At 71.9% G+C, this 12,962-nt stretch carries 8 protein-coding genes and 1 pseudogene; 5 read left to right on the top strand and 4 right to left on the bottom strand.

The window, feature by feature from the left end; translation table 11 throughout:
* The 5 genes and pseudogenes from DI269_RS17080 to DI269_RS27170 all read left to right on the top strand — a co-directional run.
* Positions 1–492: pseudogene (locus DI269_RS17080) on the top strand (ATP-dependent sacrificial sulfur transferase LarE); the annotation flags it as partial.
* A gap of 553 nt (positions 493–1,045) precedes the next feature.
* Positions 1,046–1,492 (top strand): membrane protein insertion efficiency factor YidD, encoded by a 447-nt coding sequence (gene yidD, locus DI269_RS29145; protein ID WP_198667501.1) that lies wholly within the window; start codon positions 1,046–1,048, stop codon positions 1,490–1,492.
* Between the two features lie 22 nt (positions 1,493–1,514).
* A complete protein-coding gene (locus tag DI269_RS17070; RefSeq protein ID WP_157975053.1) occupies positions 1,515–1,751 on the top strand; it encodes a hypothetical protein in 237 nt (78 codons plus the stop codon).
* Positions 1,752–1,942: 191 nt separating this feature from the next.
* Positions 1,943–7,576, top strand: coding sequence for a pullulanase-type alpha-1,6-glucosidase (gene pulA, locus DI269_RS17065; RefSeq protein ID WP_112137990.1), 5,634 nt, complete (start codon positions 1,943–1,945; stop codon positions 7,574–7,576).
* A 156-nt stretch (positions 7,577–7,732) separates the two neighbouring features.
* Positions 7,733–8,758, top strand: a complete 1,026-nt coding sequence (locus DI269_RS27170; RefSeq protein WP_112137988.1) for a flagellar basal body-associated FliL family protein — start codon at positions 7,733–7,735, stop codon at positions 8,756–8,758.
* Positions 8,759–8,799: 41 nt separating this feature from the next.
* Here the strand turns inward: DI269_RS27170 and DI269_RS17055 are convergent, their stop codons facing one another.
* From DI269_RS17055 to DI269_RS17040, 4 genes are all read right to left on the bottom strand, one after another.
* Positions 8,800–11,598 (bottom strand): AfsR/SARP family transcriptional regulator, encoded by a 2,799-nt coding sequence (locus DI269_RS17055; RefSeq protein WP_112137986.1) that lies wholly within the window; start codon positions 11,596–11,598, stop codon positions 8,800–8,802.
* Between the two features lie 87 nt (positions 11,599–11,685).
* Complete coding sequence (locus tag DI269_RS17050; RefSeq protein ID WP_112137984.1) at positions 11,686–12,294, bottom strand: hypothetical protein; 609 nt, start codon at positions 12,292–12,294, stop codon at positions 11,686–11,688.
* 132 nt (positions 12,295–12,426) lie between these two features.
* Entirely contained in the window at positions 12,427–12,720 is a 294-nt protein-coding gene (locus tag DI269_RS17045; RefSeq protein WP_112137982.1) for a hypothetical protein, read from the bottom strand.
* Between the two features lie 60 nt (positions 12,721–12,780).
* Positions 12,781–12,962 (bottom strand): hypothetical protein (locus DI269_RS17040; RefSeq protein WP_157975052.1); only part of this gene is annotated, 182 nt, incomplete at its 5' end.

The raw sequence follows: 12,962 nt of genomic DNA, 5'->3' as shown, positions 1-12,962 counted from the left end.
GTCGCGGCGGTCGCGACCGGCACGAACGCCGACGACCTCGCCGCCGGGTTCCGGCCGGGCATCCGCGCGGCCGCCGGGGCCGGGGCGATCACGCCGCTGGCCGACGCCGGGCTCACGAAGGCCGAGATCCGCGCTGCATCGAAGGCCTGGGGCCTGTCTACTTGGGACAAGCCTGCGGCGGCCTGCCTGGCCAGCCGCATCGCGTACGGGGTCGAGGTGACCGCGGACGGGCTGCGGCGGGTCGCCGAGGCCGAGCAGGCCCTGCGGGACGCCTTCGGGGAAGCCGAGATCCCCGTGCGGAACCTGCGGGTGCGGGACCTGGGCGGCGGCACCGCGCGGGTGGAGATCGACGCCGAGCTGGTGCCCGCGGTCGCGGAGCGGCCCTCGCTGCTGGAGGCCGTCACGGGCTTCGCGGAGGTGCGGCTCGACGCGCAGGGGTTCCGGTCGGGCGCGATGAACGAGCTGCTGCCGAATCCCGAGCGGTTCCGCTGAGGCGGGGAAATACGACTGAGACGGGTCGGCGCCGCTGAGCGGAACCGATGGCGCGGAACAGGGCCGGTTGATGAGCCTTGCTCATGATGAGGGCGCTGCGCTGGGCTGATATTTCGGGATATTCCCGAAATGTTCCGAACGATGGGCCCCCGGTTCAACAACCCTGACCTATGGGTGTGACAGGTCGGGTTGGCGGGGCGCAACGTGACCGGGGTTCGGAATCAGGGGTGGGATCGGGGTCGGGGTTCGGACGGGGTGGAAGAGTACCCGGTGGGGCCGGCGGCGATCGTCAGTGGAGGATGAAACCGAAAGCCCCACCGGGTCCATAACCCCTCGGGAACCCCTCATTCCCCGAGGCCTTCACCGTGGGACATGAGACTGAGCGGGCCCTGAACCGAACCTGGCAATTCCCTGATACAGGGGTGTTCGGTTTATAACGGGCGGTGTGTACTCTTCGGACACGAGAACCCTGGAATCCTCCCCAATCGACTCCGGGGCGGAGCCGGTCCGGGCGGGTCCACCGGCAGGGCGTTCGGGCGTGTAGAACTGTCGGGTGGAGTTCTCCGGGTGCGTCAGTGTGTACCAGCCGGGCTGCTCTGTCGGCTGCGGCGAACCGCTCGCCGCCTCGTGCGATCCCGGCGGGCCGTGCAACGCCTGCGCGGCCGCATGCGGGGGCGCCTCCGATCCCGGGCCGTTTCATTCGTTCCTCTTGGGGGTCTTCGGGTTCGGGCGGCTCACTCCTGAACGGCTCGAACGGGCCCGCGAGCACCGCCGTGAGGGGCCTCGGCGGTTCGGGCTTCGGGCTATCGCCTTCTACCGCCGCTTCCTTTCGCCGCGCGTCCAGGTCCAGTGCCGTTTCACCCCCAGCTGCTCGGGCTACGGCTACCGGGCCGTCTCGCGCTACGGGCTGTGGACGGGCGGGCGGCTCGCGCTCGGGCGGATCCTGCGGTGCCGGCCGGGCGTGACCCGAGGCACCCGTGATCCGGTTCCCGGCCGCTGAGGCGCCCGTTAAGATCCAGGTCATGAGTGACTCGAACCTGGTCGGCCGCGAGAGTGACAGCGCGCCCGCCCGCAAGGCCGCCAAGACCCGCTCCCGCACGGTCAAGCCCGGGCACATCGAGGTCGGTGAGTTCACCTCCGGCCACATCGGCGCCGCGTCGCCGTTCGGGACGTCCGCGTTCCCGTTCCCGGTGAAGGACATCTACTTCGAGCACACCCCTCCGGTCCCGACCCGGCACCTTGAGGACGAGCGCCACTAGCCAGAGCACGATCGTCGAAGCCCTCCGCTCCGCGGGGGGCTTTTTCGTTCCCCCGCATTCGCAGTTCCGCAACGGATTATCAGAATGTTGTAAGGAAATTTCATAAGTGGTATGTTCTTGCGCACACGGGGTGCGTCACCCGTCACGCGACGCCCCCGACCCCCCGATCGACCCCCGGAGGATGAAGCGCAATGCCGCGTACCGCCCGAACAGCGGCGGGAGTGCTGGGCGCCGCCCTGGCCCTCACCGCCTGCACCAGCCCCGGCGACCCGCCCGACGACGGCTCGTGGACCGAGGAGCCCGCCGACTCGCAGCTGGCCGCCCTCGCCCAGGCCCCCGCCGACGAGGCCGAGCAGTTCTACTTCGTCATGACCGACCGGTTCGCCGACGGCGACGCCTCCAACAACACCGGCGGCCTTGAGGGCGACGCCCTCACCACCGGCTACGACCCGACCAAGCGCATGTTCTACCAGGGCGGCGACCTCGCCGGGGTCGAGCAGCAGCTCGACTACATCGAGGGCCTCGGCACCACCGCCATCTGGCTCACCCCCGTCGTCGTCAACCAGCCCGTGCAGGTCTCCGAGACCTGGACCGGCGCCGGCTACCACGGCTACTGGGGCACCGACTTCACCGCCGTCGACCCGCACCTGGGCGACGACGCCGAGCTCCAGAGCCTCATCGGCGCCGCGCACGACCGCGGGATCGAGATCTACCTCGACGTCGTCGTCAACCACACCGCCGACGTGATCGAGCCGGCCGAGGACGCGAACGGCTACGTCTCCAAGGAGGACTCGCCCTACACCGACGCGGAGGGCCGGGCCTTCGAGGACGCGAACTACGCGGAGTCCGACGAGTTCCCGGCGGTGACGGCGGACGGTTCGCCGTACACGCCCGTTCTCGAAGCGGGCGAAGAGGACGCGAAGTCCCCCGAGTGGCTCAACGACCCGACGATGTACCACAACCGCGGCGACTCGACCTACACCGGCGAGTCCTCCACGTACGGCGACTTCTCCGGCCTCGACGACCTGTGGACCGAGCGCCCCGAGGTCGTGGACGGCTGGATCGACGTCTACGCCGACTGGATCGCCGAATCCGGCGTCGACGGCTTCCGCCTCGACACCGCCAAGCACGTGAACCTCGAATTCTGGCCGCAGTTCATGGACGGCATCCGCGACGCCGCCGAGGCCGAGGGCATCGACTTCTTCGCGTTCGGCGAGGTCTACTCCGGCGACCCCGCCTACACCAGCACCTACGTGCGCCAGGGCGACCTCGACGCCGTGCTGGACTTCGGGTTCCACGGCGCCGCAACGGGATTCGCGACCGGCGGTTCCGGTGCCGAGGGCCTGGCGACGGTCTACGAATCGGACGCCCTCTTCACCGCCGAGGGCACCGACGCGCTCTCCATGCCGACCTTCGTGTCCAATCACGACATCGGCCGGGTGGGGCGGAACATCGTCGAGACCGCCGACGAGGCGACCTGGACGCAGCGCGCGATCCTCGCGCAGCAGCTCATGTTCCTCACCCGCGGCCAGCCGGTCGTCTACTACGGCGACGAGCAGGGCTTCACCGGCTCCGGCGGCGACGACTACTCGCGCCAGACGATGTTCGCCTCCGAAGTGGACGACTACCTGGACGACGAGCTCATCGGCACCGACACCACCCACGCCGACGACCACTACGACACCGACCACCCGATCTACCAGGCGATCGCCGAACTCGGGCAGCTCCGCAAGGACCACCCGGCCCTCGCGAACGGCACCCAGGTCACCAGGTCCGCCGAGGACGGCGTCTTCGCGTTCTCCCGCATCGAGGACGCTGAGGGCGTCGAATACCTTGTCGCCGTGTCGAACTCGACCGAGGCGCAGACGGTGTCCGTCGAGACCTACTCCGACACGTTCTCCTCGGTTTACGGGGACGGTTCGATCGAAGCCTCCGACGGAGCCGCCACGATCACCGTGCCGCCGCTGTCGGCCGTCGTCTTCCGGGCCGACGAGCCGGTCTCCTCCGGCGACGCGCCCACCCTGTCCCTCACGGTCGCAGAGGAATCCGCGACCACCGCGTACGTCACCGCAGAGGTCGCCGGCGACCCGCTCGCGCGCGTCGCCTTCGCCGCCTCCGTGGACGGCGGCGACTGGACCTACATCGGGACCTCCCCCGGCCCCGACCACCGGATCGCCTACGACCTCGCCGGGCTGCAAGGGAACCAGAGCATCGAGTTCAAGGCCGTGGCCGTGGACCGCTCCGGGCGCACCGCCTCCGCGAAGGCCACCACCGCGGTCGCCACCCCCGCGCAGGCGGGCGGCTCGCTCACCTGGGCCAACGTCCACTACAACGGCGACCCCGAGCAGTGGGGCCTGTACGTGTGGGGCAACGTGGCCGAGGAGTCGAGCACCGTGTGGCCCGACTCGAACCCGTTCAGCGGCAGCGACTCCTACGGGTCCTTCGCTCCGATCAAGCTCGCCGAGGACGCGAACGAGGTCGGGTTCCTCGTCATCGACGAGGACGGCAACAAGGACTACGCCGGCGACCGGTCCTTCGACCCGAGCACCAACCCGGAGATCTGGCTCGATGCCGGCACCGGCGACATCGCGTACTCCCTCGCCGAGGCCAACGGGTACGTCACCGTGCGCGCCCCCGACGACGGGACCGGCTGGGGCCTCCACCTGTGGGGCGACGCCCTCGCCGATGGCGTCGAGACCGCTTGGGACGCACCGCGTCAGCCCGACGGGACCGACGAGTGGGGCCGGTACTGGCACGTCCCCGTCGACGACTTCGACGCCCAGATGGGCCTCATCGTGCACGCCGGGGACACCAAGCTCTACGGCTCCGACGTGCTCCTGACCCCGTCCCAGCGCGGCGAGACCTGGGTGACCGCCACCGGCGCCCACGCCTCGCAGGCCGCCGCCGACGGCAAGACGGTCATCCACTACCGGCGCCCCGCGGGCGACTACGACGGCTGGACCCTCCACACCTGGGAGGGCGCGGCCGACCCGACCGACTGGAACGCCGGGCTCCAGCCCGCCCGGACCGACTCCTTTGGCGCCGTCTACGAAGTCGACCTCGCCGAGGACGCCGAGGCGCTGTCGTACATCCTCCACAACGGCGACGAGAAGGACCTCCCGACCGACCAGCGGCTCGTCTTCGCCGAGTACGGCCAGGAAGTGTGGATCACCGCCGCGACCGCGGGCTACGTGCGCCCCGCCGGGGCCTCCACCAGCCGCGGCCCGGACCTCGATGCCACGCAGGAGCAGGCGATCTGGCTCGACGCCGACACGATCGCCCTGAACACCGAGGCCACCGACGGGAAGGTCTTCGAGCTGCTCGCCAGCGCCGGCGGCTCGATCGCGGTCGAGGACGGGGCGCTGACCGGGGACTTCGAGACGATCGGTCTGACGCCGAAGGGCGGTCTCACCGAGGCGCAGCGGCAGGCGTGGCCCGCCTACTGGAACTACAAGGCGTTCACCGTGAACGCCGACGGGGATGCGATCCGGGAGGCCCTGCGCGGGCAGCTCGTGGCGGTCGAGCGCGACCACACGGGTCTGGCCTGGTACGCGACGGGCGTGCAGACCGCGGGTGCCGTGGACGACGTGTACGCGGCGGCGCTGGACGCGGATCTGGGGGTGACGTGGAAGGGGAAGAAGCCGCAGCTGGCGCTGTGGGCGCCGACGGCGCGGTCGGTCAGCCTGGAGCTGTTCGACTCGCCGGAGGACACTTCGCCTGAGCTGCATGAGATGTCGTTCTCGGAGCGGACGGGGGTGTGGACGGTGAAGGGCGCGAAGGGCTGGGACCGGAAGTACTACCGGTTCGCGGTCGAGGTGTGGCATCCGGCTTCGCAGGCGGTGGAGTCGTATTCGGTGACGGACCCGTATTCGCTGTCGCTGGCGGCGGATTCGACGCACAGCCAGATCGTGAACCTGAATGACTCGGATCTGAAGCCGCGCGGGTGGGACCGCGAGGACGCGCCGGCGGAGGTCGATCCGGCCGAGGCGCAGGTGTGGGAGGTGCACGTGCGGGACTTCTCGATCGCCGACGAGTCCCTCGATGAGGAGTTGCGCGGCACGTATGCGGCGTTCACGCAGGGCGACTCGGTGTCGGTGCAGCATCTGGCGGAGCTCGCGGATGCTGGGTTGAACTACGTGCACCTGCTGCCGACGTTCGACATCGCGTCGATCCCCGAGGCCGATCAGGCCACTGTGGACTGCGATCTTGACCTGATGGCGGCGAACTCGACCGAGCAGCAGGCATGCGTGGGGGCGGTGCGCTCCGAGGACGCGTACAACTGGGGCTACGACCCGCTGCACTTCAACGTCCCCGAGGGCTCCTATGCGACGGATGCGGATGGGGCGCAGCGGATCCTGGAGTACCGGCAGATGGTGGCCGCGCTGCACGGGCTGGGGCTGCGGGTGGTGAACGACGTGGTGTACAACCACACGGCCGCGTCGGGGACCGCCGAGAAGTCGGTGCTGGACCGGGTCGTGCCGGGCTACTACCACCGGCTGGATGCGAACGGCGAGGTGTACACGTCGACGTGCTGCGCGAACACGGCGACGGAGCGGCCGATGTTCGACCGGTTCATCGTCGAGTCGGCCGAGCTGTGGCAGGACGCGTACCACGTGGACGGGTTCCGGTTCGACCTCATGGGGCACCACCCGAAGTCGAATCTCCTTGCGGTGCAGGCGGCCCTCGACGAGGACGTCCTGCTGTACGGGGAGGGCTGGAACTTCGGCGAGGTCGCGAACGACGCCCTGTTCGAGCAGGCGACGCAGGCGAACATGGCGGGCACCGGGATCGGGACGTTCAACGACCGCATGCGCGACGCCGTGCGCGGCGGCGGCCCGTTCGACGCGGACCCGACGGTGCAGGGCTTCGGCTCGGGGCTGTGGACCGCCGACAACGACGGCGACGCCACGGGCGCTGAACTGGCGGCGCTGCTGCACGCCCAGGACCTGACGAAGCTGGGCCTGGTCGGGAACCTCGCCGACTACACGTTCACGGCGTCCGATGGGACGGAGGTGACCGGGGCCGGGCTCGACTACAACGGGGCCGCCGCCGGGTACACGGCCGATCCGGGCGAGGCGGTGAACTACGTGGACGCGCACGACAACGAGATCCTGTTCGACGCCCTCGCTTACAAGCTCGATGCGGGCACTTCGGGGACTGACCGGGCGCGGATGCAGGTATTGAGTCTGGCGACGGCGGTGCTCAGCCAGGGGACCGGGTTCACCACGGCCGGGAGCGAGATGCTGCGGTCGAAGTCCCTGGACCGGGACTCGTACGACTCCGGGGACTGGTTCAACGCGATCCGCTGGGACTGCGAGGGGACCGAGGGCTTCGGTTCCTCGTCGAACGGGTTCGGTTCGGGCCTGCCGCCGGCGTGGACGACGGAGGCGAAGTGGCCGTACGCGGAGGCCGCGATTAGTGCGGTCGAGGCGCCGTCGTGCGGGGACATCGCGCTCGCTGACGACCGGTACCTGGAGCTGCTGCGGATCTCCTCGTCGACGCAGGCGTTCAGCCTGGGCACGGGCGAGGCGGTCGCCGACCGGGTGTCGTTCCCGCTGTCGGGGACGGCCGCGGAGGTGCCGGGCGTGATCACGATGCGGATCGACCTCGACGGCCTGGACGACGCGTTCGAGTCGGTCACGGTCGTGTTCAACGCCTCGCCGGAGGCGGTGGACCAGACGGTGCCCGAGGCGGCCGGTTCGGGGGCGGGGCTGCACCCGGTCCTGGAGGACTCGGCGGACCCGGTGTTCGCGGAGGCGGCCTTCGACGACGCGACGGGCACGTTCACGGTGCCGGGGCTGACGGTGGCCGTGTTCACGGGCTAACGAATCCGATCTTGACAGGTCGGTGATACTGGGGATTAGTTTCGGATCCCTGAAGCCGGGGCGGGTGTCCACCCGTCCCGGTTTAGTGTTCTCTTCAGCGTTTTCTCAGGAAAACGGACGAGGACAGCGGCGGCGGCGTCCGGATACGATCGGTCCATGACGTACCCCCCGCAAGACCCCGGCGCGGTGCCCCCGGGGGCACCGGACCCCTACGGCCACTCCCAGCCCGCCGCGCAGCCGCCCGCGGGAGGTTACGCGCCCGGCCAGGTGGGCCCGGACCCGGCGTACTCGTCGGCGCCGCCGACGACGCAGATGCCCGCGGCCGGCTCGCCGTACCAGGACCCGAACGCGCCGCAGTACTACCCGCAGCCGGGCTACGACCCGAACCAGCCGTACAACCCGTACCAGGGGTACGGGCCGCCGCCGGTGCAGGCGACGACGAAGGGCGGCGGCGGGACGGCGCTGCTGGTCATCGGCGTGGTGCTGCTGATGGCGCTGGGCGCGGTCGGCGGGTACTTCTGGCTCGGCGGCGGCGACCCCGACGAGGGCGAGCTGGCGGGCGGCCAGGACGATTCGAGCACCTCGCAGGAGTCCGACCCCGGCGACGACGGCGGCGAGACCGGCGAGGAGGAGCCCGAGGAGGAGGCGCCGCTGCCGTCGGGCACGAGCCTGACGGTCACGTCGATCGGGTCGCTCACCCCGATCCCCGCGGGCGAGTGGCAGCCGTACTACGGGCCGGGCGTGGCCAACGAGCCGCTGACCGACTCCGAGGGGTACGCGTTCTACCACACCGAGGAGTGGATCTCGTTCTTCGGCGTGGGCCTGTTCTCGGGCGCGAACGCCCAGTTCGACCCCGCCGACCTGCGCGCGAGCGCCGCGAGCGCGGCCGACGTGTGGCTGACGGGCTCGTTCAGCTCGGTCGAGGGCTACCAGATGGGCGAGATCGCCTACCAGGACGTGACCGTCGACGGGAAGACCGGCGTGCTGGCGACCTGGCGGAACTCGTGGACGTCGACGCCCGGCAGCACGGACACGTTCGAGGACACGGCGATCCTGGTGGTCGACGTGGACGGCGTCAACGGGTTCCTGGGGATCGCGAGCATCGCCCAGTCCGGCACCGACTCGTACCAGTCGGCGGTCGACGCGCTCCTGGCGACCGACTTCGACGCCGAGACCGCTTAAGCGGCAAGGCTTTCGCAGGGCTCCGCCTCCGGGCGGGGCCCCTAGGGCCTGTCCGGTGGGTCCAGGGCCTTGATCTTGGCGCGGACGCGGTCGGCCTCGGAGCCGAGCCCGTGCGTGTCGTACGCCTCGGCGGCGGCCGCCCACTGGGTGCGGGCCGCGGCCGCGTCGCCGCGGGCGCGGTGGGTCTCGCCGAGGTGCTCGCGCGTGTAGGCGGCGCTGACGCGCACCTCGTTCGCCTCGAACCACGCCAGGACCTCGCGGTAGTGGCCGACGGCGTCCTCGTACCGGCCCTCGGCGTGCGCGATGTACCCGAACCCGAGGCCGGTGTTCGCGGCGGCGAGCGGGCGCCGCTCGGGCGGGGCGGCGGCCTGGACCTCCGCGAAGCAGCGGCGCGCCTCGTCGAAGTCGCCGAGGACCATGCTGTGCCAGCCGACGCCGTACCGCATCCGGTTGGCCCAGTAGCGGTTGCCCTTGCGGTCGAAGTACTCGCTGCCGGCCCGGGCGTACTCGCGGGCCTCGGCGTCGCGGCCCTCGCCGCCCAGGCCCGCGGCGAGGGTGTAGCCGACGATGGCGCGCGCGCCGGGGTCGCGGTCGTTGACGGCGGCCTCCATCGCGCGGGAGAGCTCCTCAGGCAGCGACGGCTCGGTGCTGACCATGAGCATGGGCCCGGACAGGTGCCCGCGGGCCGCGATGCGCCCCAACAGGTCTCCGGCACGCTCGGTCGCGGTGAACGCCGCGGGGCCGTCCTCGGCCGGGCCGCCGCCGCGGAACCGGTCGACGATGGCCCCGGCGAGGCACCACCCGAGCTGCCAGACGCGCACGTCCAGCTCGGGGCTGCCGGCCTCCAGGCCGACCAGGCCGCGCAGGACGTCGTCCTCCGCGTCGAGCCAGTCCGCCGCCGCGGCCAGGTCCTTGAAGCGCTCGGGGGCCACGCCCGGCAGGGGCTCGCCGAGGTCGAGGCTCACCGACCGGTCGGCCGAGAGCGCCTCCGCGGCGCTCGCGGTGAACAGGTAGTGCTCGACCATGCGCAGGGCCGCCGCGGTCCGACGCTCGGGCGCGACCTCCTCGGCGAAGCGCTCTTTCGCGTAGGCGCGCAGCAGGTCGTGCATCGAGTACCGGCCCTCGCCGGGCTGCTCGATCAGGTGGACGCCGGCGAGCTCGTTCAGCGCCGACTCGGCCTCGGCCCTTGAGCCGCCCATGAGGCTCGCCATCGCCGCCGGGGTCAGCTCGGGGCCGGGATGCAGGCCGAACAGGCGGAACGCCTGCGCCGCACGGGAACCGAGCGCCTGGTAGGAGCACGCGAACACCGAGCGCGGGTCGGAGCCGGGGTCGGCCGCGGCGAGGACCTTGAACACGTTCGTGGTCTGGTCGAGCCGGTCGGCGAGCGACTTGACCGAGAACCCCGGATGCTGCGCCGCCCACGCCCCGATCAGCGTGAGAGCGAGGGGGAGGCGCCCGCAGGCGGCGACGATCCGCCGGACCGGCGCCTCCTCGGCCATCGCGCGGGTGAGGCCGATGCGCCGCACCAGGAGCGCCCACGCGTCGCCCTCCGACATGAGCTCCAGGGGGACGGTGTCGGCGCCCTCCCCGGCGTCGAGCCCGGAGAGGCGGTCGCGGCTGGTCACGAGCGTGAAGCTGCCGGGGGCGACCGGCAGGAGCGGGCGCACTTGGGCTGCGTCCCTGGCGTTGTCGAGGAGGATGAGGACGCGGCGGCGGGCGAGCACGGTCCGGTACAGGCCGACCCGCTCGTCGAGCCCGGCCGGCAGCTGGTGCGCGGGCACGCCGAGCGCGGCGAGGGCCTCGGCGAGGACGGCGGCCGGGTCGGCGCCGTCGCTGAGCGGGTCGAAGCCGCGCAGGTTGAAGTACAGCTGCCCGTCCGGGAACCGGTGCGCGACCCGGTGGGCCCAGCGGACGGCGAGCGCGGTCTTCCCGACCCCGCCCATGCCGGTGACGACCGCGAGCCCGGCCTCGCCGTCGGCGGCCTCCAGGGAGTCGTCGAGGAGGCGGATCTCGCAGTCGCGGCCGGTGAACCGGGTGATCGCGCGCGGGAGCGTCGCGGGCACGAGCCGCGGCGGCTCCACGACGGCCGCGGGGGCGGCGGGTTCGTCGCGGAGGATCGCGGTGTGCAGGTCGACCAGTTCGCGGTCGGGGTCGACGCCGAGGGCCTCGGCGAGGCGCTCCTTCAACGCGGCGAAGGCGTCGGCGGCCTCGGCGATGCGCCCGGCGGCGTGGAGGGCGCGCATGAGGAGCGCGGTGAGGCGCTGGCGGGTGCCGTGGGCGGCGACGACCTGGCGGAGCTCGTCGACGACGTCGGCGTGGCGGCCCAGTTCGAGGTCGAGGTCGAGGCGGCGTTCGAGGAGGGTGAGGCGGTGCTCGTCGTAGCGGCGGCGGATCGCCTCGACGGCGGTCCCGGCCTGGTCGGCGAGCGCGGGGCCACGCCATTCGGCGAGGGCCTCGCGCAGCGCGGCGGCGGCCTCGCCGGTGCGGCCTTCGAGGCGCAGGGTGCGGGCGCGGTCCTCGTTCGCCTTGCAGCGCAGCAGGTCCAGTTCGGCGGGGGCGATGCGGAGCCGGTAGGCGCGGCCGACGGTCTCGATGCGGTCGCGGGCGGCCCCGAGCTTGCCGCGGAGGACGCCGACGGCGTTCTGGATCTGCGTGTCGGGGTCGCGCGGCAGTTCGAGGCCGTAGACGGCGCGGATGAGGCTGTCGAGGGGGACGACGCTGTTGGCCTCGTCGAGGAGGATCGCCAGGATCGTCGCGGTCTTCCCGCGCGGGACGGCCGCCTCGGCGCCGTCGATGCGGACCTCAAGGGGGCCGAGGAGGCGCACGTCGAGGGTTGGCATGTCACCGCTTTCGATCGGCACCGGGGGAACGTCCAGTGTCCCACGGCGACGCAGGGCGGGTGCGCCGCCGCGGTCCGCGCGCGGGCGTCACGCCCACGTGTAGACGGCCACGTTCAGGCGGCCGACGGCGAAGCCGCCGTCCGAGGAGACGGAGTCGACGGTGACGGCGGCGACCGCGTCGGTGGTGGTGTAGAGGCAGCCTTCGTCGACCGTGGGGCTCGCGGGGTCGAACTCGAAGCCGAGGTAGGTGTCGGCGCCGATGGCGCCGGTGCAGGCGGCGACGTCGGCGCTGCCGCCGTCGTACACGGTCGCGGACTCGCCGAGCCGGCCGTAGACGACCCCGTAGTCGGCGCCGCACGAGGACCAGATGGCGTCCATCCAGTCGGCGTACGGGCCGCCGATGTCGACGAGTTCGCCGCTGCCGCCGTCGTCGAGGTCGAACTGCATCTCGCGGCAGGCGCCGTCGTCGAGGGTCGGGTCGAGCACGACCTGGAAGGTGTTCTGGAGGGCCCATTCGCCGGAGCCGCCTTCGACGCCCTCACCGTTCCAGTCCTCGGTCCACGCGTCGGTCGGGTCGTCGTACGGGTCGGCCCGGGCCTCGATCTCGTCCTGCCAGATGACATACGTGAGGATGACGCCGACGACTCCCGCCAGCGCCCCGACCGGACCCCAGAAGCCCGTCCCGCCGTTGCTCATGCGCCGAGCGTAACGAGCGGGTCCCAATTGCACGGTCCGTGTACCGGTCAATCGGGTGACAACGGAATCCGGCAAATCCCGAGAACGTCGACATTCTCGGCCGGGACTGTCGGGAATCCGACAGTTGATGTCTCAGGCGAGGCGGACCGGGAACAGGATCGTCGATTCGACGACGCGGTCGCGCTCCTCGGTCCGGGCGGTGCGGCGCGGGTCGGCCATGTACGCGTCGATCGCCTCCTGGCCGGGGAAGCGGTAGGTGTGGACCTCGTGCGGGTGGCCGCCGGCGCCGTCGCCGATCGCGCGGGAGACGATCTCGCCCCCGTGCTCGGGGACGAGGGCGAGGACCTCGTCCTCGTAGGCGGTCATGGCCGCTTCGGCCCCGGGGCGGGCGCGCAGCAGGCAGCACAGTTCGACGGGTGAGCTCATGCGGCCATCATGGCACCGGCCCGGCCGCCGGGCCTCCGGGTTCCCACATCCTGCCCCCGGCTACAAGCCGTCCTGGGGCGCTTCGGGTATCGCACGGGCCCGCTCGGCCTCGGCGCGCAGCTCCCAGCGCCGGTCCCCGGCGTCGCGGAACCCGGCCTTCGCGCGGCGCGCCTCCGCAAGGGCCGCAGCGGGGTCCGACGCCAGACGCGCCCGCAGGTACGCCGCGAACGCCGCCGCCCACG

Source organism: Glycomyces dulcitolivorans (assembly GCF_003265355.1).
Classification (GTDB): Bacteria; Actinomycetota; Actinomycetes; order Mycobacteriales; family Micromonosporaceae; genus Glycomyces; species Glycomyces dulcitolivorans.
The sequence above is the reverse complement of the archived record's forward strand: the minus strand, read 5'-3'. Positions and strand labels throughout refer to the sequence as shown.

Coding starts and splice junctions, on each gene's coding strand:
- DI269_RS17070 (WP_157975053.1), top strand. CDS start 1,515: ATGAGTGACTCGAACCTGGTCGGCCGCGAGAGTGACAGCGCGCCCGCC.
- pulA (WP_112137990.1), top strand. CDS start 1,943: ATGCCGCGTACCGCCCGAACAGCGGCGGGAGTGCTGGGCGCCGCCCTG.
- DI269_RS27170 (WP_112137988.1), top strand. CDS start 7,733: ATGACGTACCCCCCGCAAGACCCCGGCGCGGTGCCCCCGGGGGCACCG.
- DI269_RS17055 (WP_112137986.1), bottom strand. CDS start 11,598: ATGCCAACCCTCGACGTGCGCCTCCTCGGCCCCCTTGAGGTCCGCATC.
- DI269_RS17050 (WP_112137984.1), bottom strand. CDS start 12,294: ATGAGCAACGGCGGGACGGGCTTCTGGGGTCCGGTCGGGGCGCTGGCG.
- DI269_RS17045 (WP_112137982.1), bottom strand. CDS start 12,720: ATGAGCTCACCCGTCGAACTGTGCTGCCTGCTGCGCGCCCGCCCCGGG.